Raw genomic sequence first — 19,921 nt, 5'->3', positions numbered from 1 at the left:
AATGTTTCACCGATGGCGAAAACGTCTCCCTCCCGCATAGCGGTTCAAGCCGCCCCCCAATCCACTTTAAGGAAGTCGCACGTCTATGTGCCAGCGCTGATCGCCGACAATTTCGGCCGCCTGTCCGTGCTAACAGCGGACACCGCCAACCCGTTCGTCGCCAAGAAACTGGATGCCGCGTCCCAGCGCCTGCAGATGCGGGCGGAGGAAAAGCTGCGGCGCGACCAGCGCCGCGACTATCTGCTGGCGGAAAATAATCTCAGGATCGAATTTCAGGAGGCCGAGCAGCAACGCCGCAAATGGGGCCGGCTGATCAGGACGAAGGTCCGACCGGAGAAGGTCGGGCGCCAACCGCCCAAAGAGCGCAAGCGAGACTGGCCCTATGCCAGCCGCGCCCTGCCCAAATATGGCGGCATCGTGCTGGACCGGAAGGGCGAACGCGGCGTGTTCGTGCGCATCCGCTATTATTCGCGCAAGACCGCAGGGGCGGGCGTGTCGTTGCGCGTCGTCAAATATGTCTTCAACGGCGCCGACGTGGATGCGGCGGGCCGACCCTATTTCGTCTCCAATGTCGGCAAGGATATCGACGAGGCGCTGTGCGCCTTCGATCATCTGGAGCAGGTCAACTGGGGCGCGCAGAAAAATGCCAAGCTGATGATGCACGCCATCATGGCGGCCGATTATCGCCAGACGCCGGATGAGATGATGCGCACGGGCCTAGTCTGGGCAGAGGAGGCGCTGGGCCGCTTCAACCTGCCCTATGTCGTCACCCTGCATGCGCCGCCGGAAGAGGGCGACGAACGCAACTGGCACCTCCACATCCTGTTCAGCTTCCGTCCGATGGCTCGCACCGGCGACCATGAGTGGCAGGTGGGGGAGATGCTGCGCACCGATCTGGATAATCCGCAGGCCATGCGGCTGATGCGCGAGATATATGCGTCGGCGATGACGATCAGCTCGTATGAGAGTGGGATCAACCAGCCTTATACGGCGAAGAGCAATGCAGCCCGCGGTCTCGTCCATGAACCGCAAGTGCATCTGTGCGGCATGCTGACCAGCATGGCCCGCAACGGCCATCACATTGCGAAGAACGAGGAAAATTTCGAACGGGTGATCCGCTCGGAGACGGCGCTGCTCGACGAGGATTTGCGCCATGTGGACGAGGCGCTGGCGCGGGAACAGGAACTGGCGCGCGGCATCAGGCGTCGCTGGGCCGGTATGCCTGTTCTCCCACGCCAGATCCCGCGGCGGATCATGGCGACGGTCCTGAACGCCGAGATATCGATGATCACCATGCCTTCCCGGCCTTTGCCGGAGCCGATCGTCATTCCAGAAACGAAGTTGCCGATACGGGTAGAGGTGCCCGCCGTTTCGGTGACGACCGCATCCATTGACAAGCCCGCTACGCTGGCGCCGCTGGAAACCATCGCGGCCGTCATCCCCTCTGTCCTGGCGCGCACGGTCCCATCTGTCGCGGCCCCGTCGTTCAAAATCGCAAATTTGCGATTGCCGTTGCGGCAAGCGTCAGCCGCAGTCCCGCTGCCGAATATGTCGTTGTCCGTCGTTCAACCGCGCGTGCGCATGCACGGGACGCACGGGGTTGTGATGACACCTCCGGTCATGGCGCGCAGCCGGCCGACACTGCCATCGGCCTTGCCGCTACGCCGGTCACTCCCTGTTATGCAGACGCCGTCGATCCCAGTCATCCATCCGGCTACTCGTCTGTTCGACGCAGAGCCACTTTCCCTCGCAATCGAGCGTGTCGATGACGCGTTGGAAGCCCATGCAAAGCGGGAGGCGGAAAGGGTCGAAACCGAGAAGGCACGGCAGCGGGCAGTCGCCAACGCAGCAGAGGAGGATCGTCGGCGTCGGGCGCTTGCACGCCTGATGGCGCAAATTATCGCGGAGCGGCGTGCTATCGAGAAGCGGGACGGCAAGCGCCGGGTGGAGGCCGAGCTGCTGGGGCGCCATGGCCTTGAACAGGCCGATATCCTAACGGTCGAGGCTCAGGCAGCGCTGGAGAGGATCGCCGAAGACCGGGTTCGCGAGGTGGCACAGATCGCCAGGATCGGGCGTGAGGCTGCCGCCGCACTTGCCGCCTCGGCTTCGTCGCTGCAGCCGGAGGACCGGTCGAAGGTCCGCGCCGAGCCTGCACCGTCCCGCCGCCATCCCCTTGCCGCGTGGCTGCATGAGGCGCGGCGTGCGGACAGGATCGCGGCGCGGGACGATGACGACCACTGGCCACGACGCGGGCAGACTGAGGTGCGGCCTGCTGACCGGAAGGTCGAGGCAGCGCCATTGATACGCCCGCGCATCACGCCTCGCGAGCCGGGTCGTTGATCGTGATCACATAGGCGTCGCAATAGGACACGCCCTTACCGGCGCCCGTATATTTAATGTCGCGATACTCCTTGCAGAAGGCGTAGACCGCATCGTCCTGAACGTACCAGCGGGCCATCGGGCAGAAGGCGCAGAGCGGCAGTTCTTCGATATCGAGACCGAGCGTTATGAGGACCGGTCCCCTGCGGTCAGGATCGCGCGCCCATAGCGCGTCGATATCGGCGGTGGTGAGGTCGTTGGGGTCGCAAGTCACGATATTCTCCTTTTGAAAAAGCGTGCATCGGCACGCGGCGAAACAGCGTCGTCGCTGAATGTGCTGGATTGGGATGGTTGCGCTCTCCCGGTGACGGGCTTTCCCATGCACCCGCTGTGGAAAAGGCACCGACTCCGGGCGGGCCGTCTAGACCCGTCCATGACGCATTTCCGTGATCGGAGATCATTGGGGAAAATTGGCATGATGCCGCCCCAGCGGCTCCGGTTCGCGACTGCCGTCCGGCAGCGCGCAACGCTACGGAGAAACGCTATGCGCCAATGGCAGCGTCCACCGCTTCAATATCCGCATGAATATGTTGTGACTTTCGATCTGGAGACGGTCGTCGATCAGGAAATGCCGGACGGCAGCTTCCCGCCCTGGCCCCGGCACAAGCCGGTCGCCGGCGCCTTCCTCACCGCCTCCCGGTCCGATGGTCGCTATGCTTTTTCGCTCGATACCTTCATCTGCCATGAAGGGCAGGAGGCGCATTTCCTGCGCAGCGCTGACGCGCTATTTCCGCCCGGCTCGATGGCGGTGACGCTGAACGGTCGCGGTTTCGATGCCCAGGTCTTGCGGCTGCAAGCCCAGCGACAGGGGCTCTATGACCTGCGCAACATCGCCCGGATCGCAGATGCAGGCCGCTATGACGTGGCGCATCTCGACCTCCTTGACGCCTATGGCGGGCGGGGATCATCGCTCGCCGAGCTATGCGCTGCGCTGTCCATCCCGGTTAAAACCAGCACGTCGGGTGGCGACGTCGGTGATCTCTGGCGGCGCGGCGATGTGAAAGCCATCGCAGAATATGTGCGGGAGGATGTGCTGGCCAGCTACCTTGTCTATCTGCATGCCATCGCCTGGCGGCAAGGAGACGAGCGGCTGATCGCGCTGCCGCTGGCCGATCTCAGCCTTTGGATCGAGCAGGAACCGAAGCTGCGGCACCTGCTGCCATTCGCGACCTGCCGTCCCGCGCTGTGGGCGCGATCCCGTGCGCCATACTTGCGGGCCGACGCCGCTCGTGCCGACGCGGAACTGCGATTGCGCAAAGAGCAGGACGAGGCCGCGTTCGCCACCCGTTAGGCCGACTTCACCACTTCAACCCAGAACCCATTCGCGCGCGCGCATCGCTCCGGCTGATTTCGGAGACGATGGCGTGCGCCTGCTTATCAGGACATGTCCATGACTGAAGAACCTATCACCTTTGTTTCCCTTGCTGTCGCTACCGTCACGATACCCCCAGCCAATTGCGAAACCTTGCCCGGCACGCATCTGATCGGCGCCGGGCTGATGATCGCCACGCGCCGCGGCGCTCGCTGGCGCTTCAGCAGCGAAGCAGGCACCATCGCGGCTGGCAAAAAGGAGCAAAGCCTGCTCCTCTGGCTCGCTGATCGCTTGCCCATGGCCAACACGCTGATCGGCTGGGAGATCGATCAGCATGTCGTCCCACCCCTGATCGATGCGGCCGCCCATGCGGAGCCGACGATCGCCCATCATTTCATGGTCCGGCTTGCGCGGGTGCTCCGCAACAATGTCGTGGACCTTTCGATCAACCCCAGCGCTGCACCGGAGAACGTCGCCACGGCGCCCAGCATGATGCCGGATACGCTGCTGAGCAACTGGGGAACGGGTCGCCTCGATGCCGTGCGAGCGGATCTGGCGACCGAGGCGATCGGCACCTGGCTGCATTTTCTGCGGCAGGCGCAGCATGTCGGCGCCGACGCGGAACAGGCCACACGCGCCTGGATGCACCGCCGCAGCAGCATCCATCTGGTGGAAGGGGCGCCGGGCGCCGCCTGAATGAAGTCAGGTGAAATCGGGATCCGTGAAAGAGCGGAAAAAAAAGAAATCCCCGGCCGACAGGCCGTCAGCACAACATGACATTGGAGTATCTGAATGACACATCCCTATCTCGCACGCGGTCAGGCCTGGGTGTTCGCGCTGCGGACGCTTATGGGCTATCCGCCCTATGAGCCGGCTCGCCACACCATGTCCTTTTGCACCAGCGGTCCGCGCGAATTTGACGATGTCGTTCATCTGACTGAACTCGCGGCCGAGATGCAGAAGGACATGCTGCATCTGACATTTGATGAGCTGGAATCCCCGGAGCCCTGCCTGGTGTCGCTGGTCCTGCTCCAGCCGCTCTCCATCGAATGGCTGCCGGGCTGTCAGCTCTTCGCCGCGAGCGATCGGGCGCCGGTCGAGTTGCTGCAGGGTGGCCGGCGCTGGCGCATCGACGAGCGCAACCAACTGGTGAGCGACAAGCTGCCGCCGCGTCACCTGCTGGCCCGGGGCGAGCAGATCGCATGGGCACGCTGGCGCAAGACGGCTGCGGACATGGATGGGCTCGACCTGACGGGCAACAGCTTCGTGCCGGCGCGGCAGCCCCTTGCCGATGCCATCCCGGCCGAGAGGATCAGGGTCACCAGCTGAGCCATCATCTCAATCCCTTCGGCGTCGTCAGGACGCCCGCCAGCGCCGCCCCTTGTGGGCGGCGCTGGCGTTTCAGGAGACCAATATGTTCATCACCCAAGATCAACTTCGTCACGCCCGCCGCGAGCTGGTAATCCGTCCCCGAAGCATATCCCGGATAGAATGGCCGGATTTTAAGGTCAGGCCGATTTCGGAAGAGTGGCAATATTGCGGGCGTGTCCCCGCCTATAAGACGGCTGTCGCCAATGTCGCTTACATCTGGCGCCATAGCGACCTTGTCGACCGGTTCGGTCCCATGCCTGCCCGCTTTGCTGAGCGGCGGTTCGAACTCAAGGGTTCGGCTCTGCTGCTGCCGAACAGCGCGCCGCTCTGGGCGGTGAGCGATCCTTACACGATCTGGTCGGAGGCGGACGCCGTGGCGGTCGCGACGGGCGATCCCACCGCCGTGGCGGCATGGCACGTCATGATGGAAATCCCGCTGGACGTGCGACCGGAGAACTGGCGCTGGCTCTGTGAAGGATTTCTGCACAGCCAGTTGGTGCAGCAGGGCGCTGCAGTCGCCTGGGCGATACACTCTGTTCAGGGCGACGATGGGGAGTGGATCATCAAGCCCCATATGCACGCCATCGTGACCGCCCGTTACTGGCGCCATGACAAGCGCCATGGTCGCCGGCATCCCAACTGGATCGGCAACTGGGCGCAGCAGAAGCGCATGGAATTTGCCTGGCGTCGCCGCTGTGCGGGACTGCGCGATCTCACGCGCGCGGGATTTTCTGTCAACGGATGCTGACCGTCGCTGATGCGATAACCGGACCTTAAAACCCCCGGCATAAAATGGCCGCCATGTCGGGGGGGCTGCCATCTGGACAGATGGCTGGTGGCTCCCCGTGCACATAGATGCAGGGGGTCTTACATGTTCATGCGCCGATGCGAAAAAACGCGGACAGTTGTCTGCAAAAATTCCTTTCGGCGCATGAGCAGGTAGGAGCGGGAATGTCGGTCAGCAGCACGCCTCCATCGGTTCAGGCGAGCCGGCCGCTCACCCAGCAGGAAATACGCCAGCTGCTGGCATCGGCCCAATTTTCCTATGCCGAGCTCATCCGTGTGGCCCGCAGTTTCCCCGGCTATGTGCATGGTGAAGCTAATGATCTGCTGCACGATGCGCTGGGCGCCGCACTCGGCACTCGCGCATGCCCATCAGGCGTCACCATCGACAAGACGCTGGTTGAGATCATGCGCAGCAAATGGTCGACGGCGGCGCGCGGGCGAGCGCGGCGCAAGGTGCAGGTCGACTATATGCCGCTGGAGGAGATCGCGCTGGCCGGCAATCGCTATACCGTTGCCTCCGCCGATGAAATCCAGGAAATCGAGCGGGTACGAATGCTGTGTGCGGATGTGCTGGAAAGGCTGTCGCAGCAACCCGCCTATGAAAAACTGATCGAGGCCATCGATGCTGACCTGCGCGGTCAGCGACTTGCCGACCACCTTGGTTTGTCACGGCGGGAGCTTGCCTCCCTCCGCCGGGCGCTTAAGCGTAAGATCCAGAAGTTGTGGCCGGAACTCGAGAACTCGCTATAGGATGGCGCCAATACAAGCAGGCAGAGGTGCTTCAGGTGAGCCGCGCGATGCGCCAGTCGCGGTTAGGCTTCACATAGTCGACTTGGGAGTGGCCACAAGCGGACCAAAAAAGGTTACGGTGAGGGCAGCCCCCTTGAGAGTCAATGCTGTTGATTTGGGGTTCGCCCGGATTGTGCCTGGAGGCAGCAGGCGCACAACTGATGCGATCAGGTTTTGGCAACGAACTGGGACGCCCCATCTATTGCAACTGCCTCGAAGACCGCTAGGGTTTGCAAGGGGGAGCAAATGCTAGACCAGACTTTCTCGGCGCAGAACTTTCGACGGGTTTACGATATTGAAAACCGGCGGGGTCGCAACGTCGATCGGGCGTACTTTCAATTGTTGGTTGACGCCAGTGCGAGAATCACAGCAGCGTCGGCAGCGGTGAGGGCAGCGCGCAAGGCTCATGTGGGACTTGCAGACGATGCTTTGAACGTTATTCTCCATCCTCTGCGCGAGGCTTTGCGGGCAGAACGAGCGAACCGCGAGACCCTCATTGATACCACGATGGCGGATATCGCTCAGCAGGTGCTCGATGGTTATCAGCTTCAATTAGTTGAGCGTAGCGGTCCCGATGAGACTACCCTCTACACTCTCCCCGCCGATCCTAGACCGTATTTCATAGGAAAGCAGATTCAGCACAACATCAGCAGACTTTATAAGCTCAAAGCTGGCAATCGGCGTGCGATCGTCTCTCAATTGTTCGACCAGCTAAACAATGGATTTCGACAGTTTTGCGTCCGGACGGACGTATCCAGTTTCTACGAGAGTATCAATAGATCAGACTTAGTCAAAGAATTAGATAACGATCAGCTGCTTAGTTTTGGTTCAAAAAAATATATCAAGCAAGCTCTGTCATCATATGGTGAACTGTCCGTCGTCAGAACATTCGGCACAGATCGCGGCTTAGATTAGCGGAGTGCGGACCTCGTCTGGGGGTGGATGTTAGGCGGCGAGCTTGCGGTGTTGCAAGCGCCGATGCTCGATGGTCTGTCGCTTGATCCTTTCACGCTGTTGGATGATGGCTGGTGCCCTGCCGAAGTAGGCATCGGCGGGCGTCACGTTGTTCAGGCTCTCGTGGTAACGCTGGTGGTTGTAGTGCTCGACGAAGGCCTCGATCTGGGCTTCGAGATCGCCAGGCAGGAAGTAGTTTTCCAGCAGGATGCGGTTCTTCAGGGTCTGGTGCCAGCGCTCGATCTTGCCCTGGGTTTGGGGATGGCACGGTGCGCCGCGCACATGGCTCATCTTCCGGGCCTCGATATATTCGGCCAGTTCGCCCGCGATGTAGCTGGGGCCGTTATCGCTGAGCAGCCTGGGCTTGTGTAGCACCGTGGCGCTGTCGCAGCCGGAGGCCGCCAGGGCGAGGTCCAGCGTGTCGGTCACGTCCTCGGCCCGCATGTTGGTGCACAGCTTCCAGGCGATGATGTAGCGAGAGAAGTCGTCGAGCACGGTCGACAGGTACATCCAGCCCCATCCGATGATCTTGAAGTAGGTGAAGTCGGTTTGCCACATCTCGTTGGGACGGGTGGTCTTGGTATGGAACTCGTTCGCCGCCTTGATCACCACATAGGCCGGGCTGGTGATCAGATCATGAGCCTTCAACAGGCGGTAAACCGTGGATTCCGACACGAAGTAGCGCTTCTCGTTGGTGAACCGCACCGCCAGTTCGCGGGGGCTCAGATCGGTCTCTTCCAGCGCCAGTTCGACGATCTGGTCCTGGATGTCGCCGCCGATGCGGTTCCACACTCGGCTCGGCGCCGATGGCCGATCCTCCAGCGCCTCCGGCCCGCCTTCAAGGTAGCGATCATACCAGCGGTAGAACGTCCGGCGGGCGATGCCGAGCTGGTCCAGCGTGCGTTTGGCAGGCAGGTGCGACTGCTCGACGATCCTGATGATCTCAAGCTTCTCGGATGCGGGATACCTCATTCGTCGTCGCCCCCATCCGCGATCATGCTTTTTTTCAGCAGACGGTTTTCGAGCGTCAGGTCCGCCACGCATTCCTTCAAGGCGCGGGCCTCGCGGCGCAGGTCCTGCACCTCGCCGGTGGTCGCGGCTCGAGCGGTGTCGCCGGCCAGGCGCCGCTTGCCCGCTTCCATGAACTCCTTCGACCAGGTGTAGTACAGGCTCTGGGCGATGCCTTCCTTGCGGCACAGCTCCGCAATGCTGTCCTCGCCGCGCAGCCCATCGAGCACGATGCGGATCTTGTCCTCGGCCGAGAAATGGCGACGCGTCTGCCGCCGAATATCCTTCACAACACGCTCAGCAGGGGCCTTTGCCGGCGATTTTTTCAAGGAGGGTTGGGGCTTCATCTTCGTTCCTTCGTCACTACGACGAAGCCCCAACCCTCCTTAAATCACAACCTCAAATCTGTGCCATTGGCGCTGACGGCGGACAGTATATTGAGGACAGCGCTCCGTCCAAACTTAATGACTGTTTGCAGTCCACACACCAGCGCTCGCCTAAGTTCCGTTCCCACGGCGCGAGGGTGTGGGGCCGGTAGGGGCGGGCCGGTTCCGTTGAATAGCCGACTTTCATCGTTGTGAAGATCGCGACCTACAACGTCAACGGGATCAACGGCCGGCTGGATGTGCTCCTGAGTTGGCTCACCATGGCCGAGCCGGACGTGGTCTGCCTTCAGGAGCTCAAGGCGCCTGACGAGCGCTTCCCTGAACCAGCCATTCGGGACCTTGGCTATGAAGCGATCTGGCTGGGGCAGAAAAGCTGGAATGGGGTCGCCATATTGAGCCGCGTTGGCGAAATTCACGAGACGCGGCGCGGCCTTCCGGGAGAACCGGACGATCAGCAGAGCCGCTATATAGAAGCGGCGGTCAAAGGCGTTCTCATCGCCGGCCTCTATCTTCCCAACGGTAACCCGCGTCCGGGGCCCAAATTCGATTACAAGCTGAGATGGTTCGATCGCCTGCACAAACATCTTTCGACGCTCGTCTCGCTCGATGCGCCGGTGGTGGTCGCTGGCGACTTCAACGCCATGCCGACCGATCTCGACGTATACGTGCCTGAACGCTGGCGCGACGATGCGCTGTTCGCGCCGGAAGTCCGCCACGCCTACGCCCAACTGCTCGATCAGGGCTGGACTGATGCGCTGCGGCATCTTCATCCTGACGAGCGCATCTACACTTTCTGGAAATATTGGCGCAATTCGTTCGAGCGCGATGCGGGGCTGCGGATCGACCACATTCTGCTCAACGACAAGGCGAAGGCGCGGCTCGTCTCGGCGGAGGTCGATCGCCGTCCGCGCGGCTGGGAGAAAACCAGCGACCATGCGCCGGTCGTCGTGGATTTGGTTGACAAGCCGCCGCGCAAACGGAAGGCCTAGCGCTCTTCTTCGGGCAGGCTCGCGTACCAATTCGCATAGGAACCCGTGCGTACGAGATGGCGGTTGAGGTCTGGCGCGCCATCGTCCCACCAGACCGGGCCGCGTTCGCCAAGCGCCACCTTAGCGCGATCGACCGCTTCATGCGCAGCGGTTTCGGCAGCATGATCTCCCTTGCGTTTGGCCGCGCCGACGGCACGCCGCGCGTCCATCAGTTCCTTGACCAGACGCTCGCGCGCTTCTGGCTCGAGCGCGGGATTGCTCGCGCGCCAGAGCCGCCCGCGCACGACAAAGTAACGCCCGTCGGGCGTCGTCGGATAGGAGCGGGCGCTCACGCCATGCGGCCCTTGTCCGATAGGCTGCGAAAGGTGATCGACCAGCGCGGCACCTCCATTGGCGCGATGCTATGCTCCCAGACGTGACGCACCTCGCCCGAGAGATGATAAATAGAGCGCGGGGGCAGCGCGACCTTGGCCCGCTCGAACCCGGCGGCGTTCCGGCGGCGCAGGCGCAGGACGGCCTCACTGCCGAGCGAGAGGCCCACGACATGCTCGAACACCGGCCGGTCCTTATGCCAGCCGATGCCGGCTCCCGGATCGTAGCGGATCAGCAGCGCCTGGACGAGATCGTCTGCTGGGAGCCCGGCGAACATAGCGGCGCGCCCTCGCACGTCGAGGAGCCAGTCCGGCATCGGCTCGGCGGGTGCGAAGCGGACATGCTCGAAGTCATAGTTCCAGCCGTAAGAATAGGTGAGGCGCTTCCCCGTCCATTGCTGAAAGCGAAAGGGGGTGAGGTCGCTGCCATCGATATGCGCGATGAGCGCGGCTTCCTCCGCTTTGGTGAGCACGGCTTCCTGCAGAGCGAGCCCAGGAACGGCAGGTGTGTCGAACAGATCGAACATCGCGATCATTCAAGCCATCGTGTGGCTCTGCGGGGGAAGGTCGGGCTCATGGCGCTCATGAAGATATAGGGCCGACCGTTGCCAATTGCAGGGGCGCAGCCGCTTGTGACAGACCGCCCCGGGTCCGCACCTGGCGAACTATGCCGTTGTAGGCTGCGTGCATGCCCTGGCTGCGGCCGATCTCATGATCCGAGCCAGCCGCATCCCAGAAGGCGACCAGCCATTCGTCAGGGCAATGGCCACGCAGCACCCAGAGTGCGAGCGCGACCCCGCGCGTGCGCGCCTGGCTTTTCATGGCCGCCGCCTCGCGCAGGACGTCCAGAGCGCGCGTGATCGTTCCTGCCGGGCTTACCGTCATGTCAGTGGAAGTCATGGCTGCGGATGGGGAGCAGCTCATCCTGCAGGGCGCGCGTCGTAAACGGCGGCGAGGACAATGTGCGGCCGCTCGGGAACGCCGGGTCTCGCGGATCGGGCCCGCCGCCGTGCGAAGCGCCATCGCCGCGGCCTGGTGCAACGGTAAAGTCCATCCGCCCGATCGAGCGCAGCATCGCGTCATGATCGACGATGCGATCGCAGATGATGTGAATGACCTCGCCTTCCTTCTGCAGCCGCCCCCGCATCGCAATCATCGAGGCGGACATGACCTGCCGGCGGTAAGTCTCAAACTGGTCGGGCCAGAGGATGCCTTGGGCAACCCCGGTCTCGTCCTCGATGGTGACGAACAGCACGCCCTTGGCAGAGCCGGGCCGCTGGCGTACCAGGATGACGCCTGCGACCTCGATGTTGCAACCATCACGGATCGAGGGAAGATCGGCGCAGCGCACGATCCGCATGGCGTCGAGGTCGGTGCGCAGGAATTGCAGGGGATGGCCGCGTAGCGACAGCTGAGTGGAGCGATAATCCTCGACCACCTCGCGGCCAGCGGTCATCCGGGTCAATGCGACATCGGGTTCCTGTCCCTCGGGCGAGAAGAGGCCGGCGCGGGCATCGGCCGCAGCGAACAGGGGCAGGGGCGCTTCGCCAAGGCCCTTCACCTTCCACAGACCCTGCCGCCGATCCTGCGCGAGGCAATGAAACGCATCGGCCTCAGCCAGGCGCTCGATCGCCGCGCGGGGCACCCCGGCCCGCCGCCAGACATCCTCGACGCTTTCGTAGGGCGCTGGACCCCGCGCGGCGACGATGGCCGCGCCATGGGCATTGGCCAACCCACGCACACTGCGGAACCCCAGGCGCACCGCCAGATAGCGCCCGCCCGTCGGCTCCAGCGTGCAGTCCCAATGGCTGTGGTTGATCGAGACAGGACGGACCTCGACACCATGGTTGCGCGCGTCCCTTACGATCTGCGCAGGCGCATAGAAGCCCATTGGCTGGGCATTCAGGAGGGCCGCGCAGAAGACGTCCGGATGATGATATTTCATCCAGCAGGACGCATAGGCGATCTTGGCGAAGGAAGCGGCGTGGCTCTCGGGGAAGCCGTAGCTGCCGAACCCCTCGATCTGCTTGAAGGTGCGCTCGGCAAATTCCCTCGTGTAGCCATTGGCGATCATTCCGCCGACCAGCTTGTCGTAGAAGTGGCTGACCCCGCCGGTGAGCTTGAACGTCGCCATGGCGCGGCGCAGCTGATCGGCCTCCACCGGCGTGAACCCCGCGCCCACGATCGCGACCTTCATCGCCTGTTCCTGGAACAGGGGGACGCCCAGCGTTTTTTCAAGCACCGCGCGAAGCTGCGGCTTTGGATATTCGGGCTTCTCCTTGCCCTCACGGCGGCGCAGATAGGGATGGACCATGTCGCCCTGGATGGGGCCGGGGCGGACGATCGCGACCTGGATGACGAGATCATAGAAGGCGCGCGGCTTCATGCGCGGCAGCATCGACATCTGCGCCCGGCTTTCGATCTGGAATGTGCCAAGCGTATCGGCCTTCTGGATCATGCCGAAGACTTGCGGGTCATCGTCCTGCAGGTCGGCCATGGTCTTTGTGACGCCTTTGTCCTGTTCGAGCAGGGTGAAGGCGCGGTTCATGCAGCCGAGCATACCCAGGCCCAGCACATCGACCTTCATGAACTTCAAGGCGTCGATGTCATCCTTGTCCCACTCGATGATCTGCCGGTCTTCCATGCGCGCGGGCTCGATCGGCACGAGATCGTCGAGCCGGTCCTGGGTCAGGACAAAGCCGCCGGGATGCTGGGAGAGGTGACGTGGCGTCCCGATCAGCTGGCGGGCAAGGTCGAGCGTGAGCTTCAGGCGATGGTCTTCTGCATTCAGGTTGAGGCTTTCGATCTGCTCCTGCGGAATGCCGTCCATCGACCAGCCCCAGACCAGGCCGGTCAGCATCTTGGTCAGGTCGCGGGGCAGGCCGAGCGCCTTGCCAACTTCTGCTACCGCGCCACGGGTGCGGTAGCGTGTGACGACGGCCGTCAACGCCGAACGGTTGCGACCATAGCTGTCATAGATCCACTGGATGATCTCCTCGCGCCGCTCATGCTCGAAGTCGACGTCGATGTCGGGCGGCTCGCGCCGCTCGCCCGATACGAACCGCTCGAAGAGCAGCTCGTGCTGGATCGGATCGATCGAGGTGACGCCGAGCAGAAAGCAGACGCAGCTATTGGCCGCCGAGCCGCGCCCCTGGCACAGGATGCCGCGCCGCTTGCTCTCCGCGACGATCGAATGGACCGTCAGGAAGTAAGGCGCATAGTCGAGCTCGGCGATGAGTCTGAGCTCATGATCGATCTGCTGACGGTAACGCTGCGGCACGCCATCGGGAAAGTGAACGGCTGCGGCCTGCTCCGTCAATGCCGCCAGCGCCTCCTGAGCGGTGCGGCCCTGCATCACCTCCTCATAGGGATATTGATACTGGATTTCGCCTAGATCGAAACTGCACTGCGCGGCGATGTCGGCGCTCGCCTGGATGGCGTCTGGGAAGGCGGCGAAGCGCCGCTCCATCTCGGCCGGCGATTTGAGGTTCCGGTCCATGAAGCGTTCGCGCCGGAAGCCCAGCTCATCGATGGTGCATCGCTCGCGGATGGCGCTCACGACATCCTGCAATGGCCGTCGCTCGCTGCTGTGATAGAGGACATCCCCCGTGGCGACGCAGCGAACGCCCTGCGCGCGAGCCAGCGCATCAAGCCGATGTAGCCGATCGGCGTCATCCGGCCGCCGGCGCAGCGAAAGGGCGCAAAAGCCGCGCTCGCCAAAGACGGCGTGTAGATCGCGCAGTTGGTCCCCGGTCACTGCGTCCGGCATGTCCGGGACGAGGATCGCGACCATGTCTTCGGCATGGGCGGCGACGTCGGCCCAGTCTAGAATGCAGCAGCCCTTGCCGCCGCGCGCCTTGCCGATCGAGAGCAGCCGCGTCAGCCGCGACCAAGCGGCTCGGGTTCTGGGATAGAGCAGCAGCGCACGTCCATCGGTAAGATCGACCCGGCTGCCCGGGATCATCCGCACGCCCGTCGCCTTCTGGCCCGCCCAGCCGCGCACCACGCCTGCCACCGAACCCCGGTCGGCTAGCGCCATGGCCCTGTGCCCCAGGAGCGCCGCCGCCGAGAACAGCTCCTCGGGCGAGGACGCGCCGCGCAGGAAGGAGAAATGGCTGGTAACCTGCAGCTCGACATAGGTGGCTGCAGCGATGATGCCGGCTGTCATCCGAACAACCCATGCATGTGCCAGCTTAAGTCCCCGGTTTCGGCATCGACGCCGTCGCCGCGCCGGAACAGCCAGAAGCGCTGACCGCCCTCCGCTTCGACCCTGTAATAGTCGCGCACCGCCCATTGCTCGCGGTCCGTGCGCCACCACTCGCCGTGGATGCGCTCGGGACCGTCGCCCGCTACCACGTGATAATCTTGGCGGCGCCAGGTGAAGCGTCGCGGCGGGTGGTCGGGCATCAGCGCCACCACGTTGGACAAGAGCTCGGGCCGGCGCAGCAGCCGAACCGGGCGCTTCCAGCATGGCCAGGCTTGAGGCGCATCCAAAGGTGCAATGCGGCGGGCCGCGCGCTCGGGGACATCGCTTTCTTGGGACGTCATTCGGAACAGCGCCGCTTCCCCGGCACGCGCGCTCAGCTGGTCAACCAGCGGTGCGATATCCCGGCCTTTGCGGGAGGTCTGCAGCAGGGCTCCCACCGCCTCCGCGCCGAGCGGCTCGTGATGCGGCACAACCAGATGCATTGTCTCGATCCCGAGGCCCGGCTCCAGCTGTGCGAGCCTGAGGCCGAACATCCGCTTCAAGTGCCTGGCATCGCGCGTGGCGCGGGAGGCGCCGATGCCAAGTCGCTGCGGTTCCCCATCGACCCGAACCGCAGTGAGCAGGGCCGTGCGCGCGCCGATCCCGCGCTGGAGAAGCTCGGCCACCAGATCGTCGACAAGGTCGGAAATGACCTGCGTGATGCTTTCCGCCGTTCCGATTGGCTCGAGAAGGTGTCGTGTCACGACCGGAGCCTCTGTTGGCACGACCGGGATGATCGGCTCAGCCACAAGACCACGCGCCTGATCCAGACGCTCGACTGTCCTGAGTCCGAGCCGGCGGGCGAGCGGACCGCGCGGCATGGGATAAAGATCAGCGATGCGTTCAAGGCCGAACCGGGCCGCCGCGGCCAGTGCGTCTGGCTCAAGGCGGAGCGCCACAAGTGGCAAATCGGCGAGTGCCTGTGCTTCCTCCCCAGCGGCAAGCAACATCATGTCCTCGCGGCCAAAACGCGCCAGCGCATGCGCGGCACCGGGCGTCCCGGCGATGGCTATCTGGGCGGTCAGGCCAAGACGTTTGAGGAACGCCAGCAACCGACGGCAGAAGCGCTCCTCCCCGCCGAACAGGTGGGTTGTGCCAGTCAGATCGAGCCAAAGACCGTCCTCGCCCGAGATGCTTGCCGTGGGTGTCCAGTGTCGGGCGGCATGGAGTGCCAGTCGATAGAGCAGGGCGCGATCCACCTCCGGCTCTGCGTCCCTCACCTCAAGATCGGCGACCAGCGCGCGGGCATGCGCCGCGACCATGCCGGGCCGCAGGCCAAGGTCGAGCGCCACCGGGCAGGCAGCCGTGATGACATCGCGCTGCCCCGTCCGCAGAACCAGCACGGTTGGCTTTTTCCAGAGGGTTGCCCAGCTGAGTGACGGCGTCAACGCCGTGCCACCCACCTCGTCGGACGGCATGGCCTTGAATGGGTGTTCGGCATGTTCGCTTCGTCGCCCCATTTCGCGCATGGTGGGCCGCTGATGGGCGGGCAGCGCGTCGATCGCCGCCTGGGACGGACGTCCACTGGTAGCTCCATCCCGCGCCCAACGCGCACCCGGCCGCCATCCACCGCCGCGTGGCACGGAGCAGGCGCCCGGGTTGTCGTCAACGGGGTCCGCAAAGCGCGGTTGCGACGCCGCCTCAGGCGGCGCGGCTGATGGCGCTGTCCTGTGCATCCGCTCGACGCGGCGCAGCCGCTCGATCGCCAGATGCGGCAGGAAGAGCGAGGCGACCCTTGGCATCGCACGCCTCCAGTTCGAGGGAAAAGGGATCGCCATTGCGCTGTCGCACAAGCTCGACCTGCCAATGGCCGCGGCCAACGCCAGGCCAGGGCAGACGCTCCGATGGCGCGCAGCCGATGCGCCAACGGGTCATGGCGGAAGAAGGGGAGGACAGGGGGCAGCGCTCGCGCGTGCGGTGGCGGCGATAGAGCAGCATCGGCGTCTGCCCGTCCGAGGCTGCGAGCTGCAACCGCCGGGTCGCGGTCATGTCAGCCGACTTTACTTCCGCGATCACACAGGCCAGCGATCCGTCGCGCAGCGCATCCTCGGCAATGGCCAAGACATCCACCTCCTTGCGGCCCTGCGCGTAGAGCAGCTTATCGGGTCCAAGACCGACCTGTTCGAGCCCGGGCGCATACAGATCGAAAGCGGTCATCGCCCAGCAGACGGTCTGGCCAGGGTCTGCTGCGAATCGCGCGGCTATGCCGGCGAGAAAGAGCGTGGCGGCGGCATCGTCATTGAGACTGGATGAGGCGGCGGCAAACTCGTGAAGACCAGCGCCGTCAACGCCCCCGCTGGCCAGTCTTTCGTCCATGAGCCCAATGCCGAAGGGCAGGCTTGGGGTAGACGGGCCGCGCGTCTGCACGACCGCTTCACGCAGCTTTGCAATGGGATCGGCCGCCAATGAGGCGTGAAGGGGCGAAGGGACGGACATGGCAACATCGACTCAAATGTTCCCTTTATGTTCCTCGCGCTACCGAGATTCGTCAAGGTGACAATTTTATCGATGCTTGGCTTCAATCCATTGTCTTGGCTGAAAGCGTGAGCATCTGCTGAGTCGCAGTATCGCGTTTGCCGTTGAAAAAACGGTTCAGCACATCGTCGATCATCGGCGACGGTTCCGCTGCCTCGAAAAGGGTGAGGGACGACCGCAGCTTCATGGCGTCTGTCGTGCCGAAGACGGCGACAGGATCGTTCGTGCCGAGCGCGTCGACAGCCTCGACGCATGTGCGGTAGCGGGGGCCCAGGACAGGGTGGGCAAAATAAGCGCGGGCTTCATCAAGCGAGGCGATGCCATAATGCTGCGCCATCGCGCTGTGGCCGAGGCCCCGCAGCTGCGGGAAGATGAACCACATCCAGTGCGAGCGCTTCTGGCCTGAGCGAATTTCAGCAAGGGCGGTGTCGTAGCTGTCCGACTGCGCATCGACAAAGCGGGACAGATCATCCCTCATCACAGGACGAGCGCTCCCTGCGCTGGCGGGGCGCCATGGACTTGGGTCACGGGCAGACTTCCCTGCGGAAGCCAGTGCAGAACATCCTTCGCAGGCACGGCCGGGTCCAGCCAATCGGCCCATTGGTTGCGGGTCAAGGGGATGATCTGGCGGTGGTGATAGGGGGCGACGTCGGGCCCGGCATCCATGGTCAGCATGGTGAAGGCTTCACCCACCGCGCTCTCGCGCCAGATGCCGGCGATGCAGAACCATGGATGGTCAGCCATGGTGAAGAGCCATTTATCGAGACGCTTCCGTTTGCGCTCGGCAGGATCGGTGAACTCGTAAAAGCCATCGGCAAGGATCAGACAGCGATGCGACTCAAACTGCCGGCCCTCGCTGCGGAAATTGTAGACCGGCTTGCCCCTGGGGCCTGGCCAGCTCCAGCGACGGTTGACGAGCTCCGCCGTCCCGCGCGCGCCGTCGGCAGTCCGGACGATCGGCGCCATGTCGGTGATGCGGATATCCTCGCGCGCGGGAACATTGGGCGCCCCTTCCGGCATGGTGATCTTGATCGACAGGTTGTCGAAATCCTCGACGATCGAGGCCAGATCGACCAGCAGCCGGTAGTCATTGCACATCGATTGCTCCTGCCGACCGTTCTCTGTATGTTCGCTCCATGGACTCGAAAGCCACGCCCTTCGACATGGACGCCCTTGCGAGCCGTCGTGCCATCATCCGCCGCAATCCGGAAGACCGCCATGAGATCGAGATGATCGAGGCGGCCTGGGGTTCCAATCCCCGCTTCAGCGATGGCGTCAGCTACGAATTTATACGGGCGGAAGGAAAGCGTTTCCCGGCCAACCGCTGCCTCGTTGCCGCGTCCGAGTTCCACATCCGTAACGGAGAGAAGAAGTTTCGCGCGTATCGTGAAGACAGCAACTTCTTCTACCTCGCCGCGATCTGGGAGCCGGCCATGGGCGACTGGCCGGTCAGCTACCGGATCATCACGGTTGACGCCAATCCCGAGATCATCCGCTATCAGGCGCGCCACGGAGCCATGATCGAGCGGCGGGATGCGCAGAAGTGGCTAAGCCATGCGATGCCGGAGGAGGAAATGATCGTCACGCCGCCTTTTGGCACGTTCCAGGTTGAGGAGGTACCTACCTTGCCGAGACAATCGAGCTTCGCGCTTTAGACATCCGGCCGTTCGCAATGCTGCTTGGATCACGCGCTATAGAAGGGATCAAGCAACGGCTTTGCTTCGCATCAACCAATAGCCAGAAGCGAGCGTCGCATAACGCTGCTTCTGCTCCTTTGTCGCGCCCAGCGTCACCAGCATCAGGGAAAAGGGCGTGTGCTGGCCTTTGCCCGCGGCATCCAGGAAACGCACGCGTCCCCGCAGCAGAAACATGTCGGCGTCGACGCTCAGCGTTTCGTGAAACCAGGCAGAGTCCGTTCTGACCGGAACCAGGCAAACCACGGTCCTCACGTTTCCGAATCGCCATTGCTCATGGGCGCGGCGAAGCCACACAAGCAATTGCGAGAATGGTGGGTTCACGAAGGCAAGATCGCCAGACCAATCATCCTTCAGACCATCACCACCCTCGGTCAGCAGGATTTTACGCTTGGCAATGACGGGGCTGTGAATGTTGGCGCATGGGTCGAGATCGACAGGACCGAACGCCGCATAAATGCTTTCCATGAATTCCGGCGGCGTGAAGCGGCTATCGCGATCGACCTTGTTCGCCTGTCCCCAATATGCGCGCTCTGGCGCACGGCGGCGAGCGCGGGGCGCCACCACTGCAAGCACTTTGATCAAGCTGCCTACCGTGCCTTTGCCTTGTTCAAGGCTTGACACTGTCGCGCGGGACAATCCCGCCTTCGACGCGACACCCGTGATCGACATGCGGCGCTTGCATCGTGCCGATTTTAGCTGTTCGGCCAAGGTGTCGCCTTCGCCCGCTCCAATCAGATGAAAGTCTAGCGCCCTCATGACGCTCATGACCGTTTCGAGGCTGCCCACACCGCGCTCCAGCCGCTTCACTGCCTGAACGCTTATGCCCAAGCGTGCTGCCAATGTTGTCTGCGACCACCCTTTTTGAAGCCGGGCCTTCTTCAAAAGATCGATCAAAATCTGATACCAATTGAGATCCTATATTGATCAGTGATTGATTTGGTTAGGGATTACAAGCTGGCAATTCCCGAATGTCGGTTTGCAATCATTCGGGTGCGGCAAGCACACAGTAATGGGTGGACGGTCCGTTCAAGGTGAGGATCGGCGTGCAATAGGCCCCCCGTTCGGGGGGTGAACGGCGTGTAAAAAGGACCCCTTTCATCCCGGAGTTTTATGAGGCCGCGTGGTTTGACCAAGTGGCGAGAACGGGATGTTGATAGT

The 19,921-nt window shown here is 63.2% G+C and carries 20 protein-coding genes; 9 read left to right on the top strand and 11 right to left on the bottom strand.

Annotated elements, in window-relative coordinates; all coding sequences use genetic code 11:
• Positions 1–87 precede the first annotated feature (87 nt).
• The gene (locus ACFQ24_RS15145) at positions 88–2,340 is read left to right on the top strand and encodes a hypothetical protein (protein ID WP_380912676.1); all 2,253 of its coding nucleotides are present in this window, start codon (positions 88–90) and stop codon (positions 2,338–2,340) included.
• Here the strand turns inward: ACFQ24_RS15145 and ACFQ24_RS15140 are convergent.
• Positions 2,315–2,593 (bottom strand): hypothetical protein, encoded by a 279-nt coding sequence (locus ACFQ24_RS15140; RefSeq protein WP_380912674.1) that lies wholly within the window; start codon positions 2,591–2,593, stop codon positions 2,315–2,317. The genes ACFQ24_RS15145 and ACFQ24_RS15140 overlap by 26 nt on opposite strands.
• A gap of 318 nt (positions 2,594–2,911) precedes the next feature.
• Between ACFQ24_RS15140 and ACFQ24_RS15135 the strand changes: the two genes are divergently transcribed.
• The 6 genes from ACFQ24_RS15135 to ACFQ24_RS15110 all read left to right on the top strand — a co-directional run bounded on the left by ACFQ24_RS15135 (position 2,912) and on the right by ACFQ24_RS15110 (position 7,552).
• A complete protein-coding gene (locus tag ACFQ24_RS15135; RefSeq protein WP_380912673.1) occupies positions 2,912–3,670 on the top strand; it encodes a hypothetical protein in 759 nt (252 codons plus the stop codon).
• A 99-nt stretch (positions 3,671–3,769) separates the two neighbouring features.
• On the top strand, positions 3,770–4,387 hold the full coding sequence (locus ACFQ24_RS15130) for a hypothetical protein (protein ID WP_380912670.1): 618 nt from the start codon (positions 3,770–3,772) through the stop codon (positions 4,385–4,387).
• Between the two features lie 96 nt (positions 4,388–4,483).
• Positions 4,484–5,020 carry a hypothetical protein gene (locus ACFQ24_RS15125; RefSeq protein WP_380912668.1) on the top strand — a complete coding sequence of 179 codons (537 nt, stop codon included), beginning with the start codon at positions 4,484–4,486 and terminating at the stop codon, positions 5,018–5,020.
• Positions 5,021–5,105: 85 nt separating this feature from the next.
• Positions 5,106–5,810: a MobA/MobL family protein gene (locus ACFQ24_RS15120; protein ID WP_380912666.1), complete on the top strand. Its 705-nt coding sequence runs from the start codon at positions 5,106–5,108 to the stop codon at positions 5,808–5,810.
• A gap of 203 nt (positions 5,811–6,013) precedes the next feature.
• A complete protein-coding gene (locus tag ACFQ24_RS15115) occupies positions 6,014–6,598 on the top strand; it encodes a hypothetical protein (protein WP_380912665.1) in 585 nt (194 codons plus the stop codon).
• A 285-nt stretch (positions 6,599–6,883) separates the two neighbouring features.
• Entirely contained in the window at positions 6,884–7,552 is a 669-nt protein-coding gene (locus ACFQ24_RS15110; protein ID WP_380912663.1) for a hypothetical protein, read from the top strand.
• A 30-nt stretch (positions 7,553–7,582) separates the two neighbouring features.
• Here the strand turns inward: ACFQ24_RS15110 and ACFQ24_RS15105 are convergent.
• A protein-coding gene (locus ACFQ24_RS15105; protein WP_380912661.1) for an IS3 family transposase occupies positions 7,583–8,946 on the bottom strand; the annotation gives its coding sequence in 2 pieces (ribosomal slippage) (positions 7,583–8,596 and positions 8,599–8,946; 1,362 coding nt in all).
• 230 nt (positions 8,947–9,176) lie between these two features.
• Between ACFQ24_RS15105 and xth the strand changes: the two genes are divergently transcribed.
• A complete protein-coding gene (xth, locus tag ACFQ24_RS15100) occupies positions 9,177–9,974 on the top strand; it encodes an exodeoxyribonuclease III (protein ID WP_380912659.1) in 798 nt (265 codons plus the stop codon).
• On the opposite strand, the gene ACFQ24_RS15095 is transcribed toward xth, so the two are convergent.
• The 8 genes from ACFQ24_RS15095 to ACFQ24_RS15060 all read right to left on the bottom strand — a co-directional run bounded on the left by ACFQ24_RS15095 (position 9,971) and on the right by ACFQ24_RS15060 (position 18,164).
• A complete protein-coding gene (locus ACFQ24_RS15095) occupies positions 9,971–10,306 on the bottom strand; it encodes a hypothetical protein (RefSeq protein WP_380912657.1) in 336 nt (111 codons plus the stop codon). The genes xth and ACFQ24_RS15095 overlap by 4 nt on opposite strands.
• The gene (locus ACFQ24_RS15090; RefSeq protein ID WP_380912655.1) at positions 10,303–10,881 is read right to left on the bottom strand and encodes an alpha-ketoglutarate-dependent dioxygenase AlkB; all 579 of its coding nucleotides are present in this window, start codon (positions 10,879–10,881) and stop codon (positions 10,303–10,305) included. Before ACFQ24_RS15090 ends, ACFQ24_RS15095 begins: the two co-directional genes overlap by 4 nt.
• Positions 10,882–10,927: 46 nt before the next feature.
• The gene (locus ACFQ24_RS15085) at positions 10,928–11,230 is read right to left on the bottom strand and encodes a hypothetical protein (protein WP_380912653.1); all 303 of its coding nucleotides are present in this window, start codon (positions 11,228–11,230) and stop codon (positions 10,928–10,930) included.
• A gap of 1 nt (position 11,231) precedes the next feature.
• Positions 11,232–14,513 carry an error-prone DNA polymerase gene (locus ACFQ24_RS15080; RefSeq protein ID WP_380912651.1) on the bottom strand — a complete coding sequence of 1,094 codons (3,282 nt, stop codon included), beginning with the start codon at positions 14,511–14,513 and terminating at the stop codon, positions 11,232–11,234.
• On the bottom strand, positions 14,510–16,333 hold the full coding sequence (locus ACFQ24_RS15075) for a Y-family DNA polymerase (RefSeq protein WP_380912649.1): 1,824 nt from the start codon (positions 16,331–16,333) through the stop codon (positions 14,510–14,512). Before ACFQ24_RS15075 ends, ACFQ24_RS15080 begins: the two co-directional genes overlap by 4 nt.
• Positions 16,233–17,027, bottom strand: a complete 795-nt coding sequence (locus ACFQ24_RS15070) for an ImuA family protein (protein WP_380912647.1) — start codon at positions 17,025–17,027, stop codon at positions 16,233–16,235. The genes ACFQ24_RS15075 and ACFQ24_RS15070 overlap by 101 nt, the downstream gene beginning before the upstream one ends.
• 82 nt (positions 17,028–17,109) lie before the next feature.
• Entirely contained in the window at positions 17,110–17,544 is a 435-nt protein-coding gene (locus ACFQ24_RS15065; RefSeq protein WP_380912935.1) for a DUF1810 domain-containing protein, read from the bottom strand.
• Positions 17,544–18,164, bottom strand: a complete 621-nt coding sequence (locus ACFQ24_RS15060) for an SOS response-associated peptidase family protein (RefSeq protein ID WP_380912645.1) — start codon at positions 18,162–18,164, stop codon at positions 17,544–17,546. Before ACFQ24_RS15060 ends, ACFQ24_RS15065 begins: the two co-directional genes overlap by 1 nt.
• Positions 18,165–18,202: 38 nt before the next feature.
• Between ACFQ24_RS15060 and ACFQ24_RS15055 the strand changes: the two genes are divergently transcribed.
• Positions 18,203–18,721, top strand: a complete 519-nt coding sequence (locus ACFQ24_RS15055) for an SOS response-associated peptidase family protein (RefSeq protein ID WP_380912643.1) — start codon at positions 18,203–18,205, stop codon at positions 18,719–18,721.
• A gap of 48 nt (positions 18,722–18,769) precedes the next feature.
• Here ACFQ24_RS15055 and ACFQ24_RS15050 read toward each other — a convergent pair whose 3' ends face one another.
• Positions 18,770–19,657 (bottom strand): DNA N-6-adenine-methyltransferase, encoded by an 888-nt coding sequence (locus ACFQ24_RS15050; RefSeq protein WP_380912641.1) that lies wholly within the window; start codon positions 19,655–19,657, stop codon positions 18,770–18,772.
• Positions 19,658–19,921: the final 264 nt, after the last annotated feature.

This window comes from Sphingobium olei, assembly GCF_042678845.1.
Classification (GTDB): domain Bacteria; phylum Pseudomonadota; class Alphaproteobacteria; order Sphingomonadales; family Sphingomonadaceae; genus Sphingobium; species Sphingobium olei.
The sequence above is the reverse complement of the archived record's forward strand: the minus strand, read 5'-3'. Positions and strand labels throughout refer to the sequence as shown.